1 pseudogene is annotated in these 632 nt (G+C 52.2%); it reads right to left on the bottom strand.

Going from position 1 to position 632, the window contains the following annotated elements:
- Positions 1-254 (bottom strand): annotated as a pseudogene (locus AC0KVQ_RS16510) (transketolase); the annotation flags it as partial.
- Positions 255-632 lie beyond the last annotated feature (378 nt).

Below are 632 nucleotides of genomic sequence, written 5' to 3'. Positions count from 1 at the left end.
TCGATCAGCGCGGCGTAGTGGGCAATGGCGTAGTGGCCATGCGAGAGCAGGAATCGGTCGCGGCCTTCCCATTCCGGCTCTTCCGGCTTGTACGTCATGGCATGGCTGTAAGCGACGGCCAGCATATCGGCAATACCCAATGCCTGTCCGATGTAACCCTGGCCCTGCACCTCACCCATGCGCAGCGCATAGCGGCGGATGCGGTAGGCTGACTGTTTGAGTTCCTCAACCAGTCTTTTTCGTTCCATATCCATAAAATTCTCCAACATTTAAGGTAATTGGCTTCATTTCGCAGCAATTAATAATCATGTTGCGATGGGAGTAGTCTAAAAACTTCAACTACTGCTGAATAGCGACAAATATTCGGGTATCGGTGAATAAAATTCATGGTTTGATTGCCTGTGCTGGAGCACCCCCCACCGATTTTGTCGGGAGCAATGCTGCGCTTAGAGCCTGTTGCGCTGGCAATAACGGGTTATTTCCGAAAAAAGAAATCGCCACCGTTACCGGTGGCGATTGGGGGGGTGAAAATCTGTACAGTAATGCAGCTTAGATCGTCAGGGCCGGGATGTAAGCGAAGGCGAAGACGGAGAGCAGGGCGACGAGGTAGAACGGCATCAGTTCCTTGGTGG

Source organism: Formivibrio sp. oc-25 (genome assembly GCF_055810895.1).
This window is presented reverse-complemented; position numbering and strand designations above follow the sequence as displayed.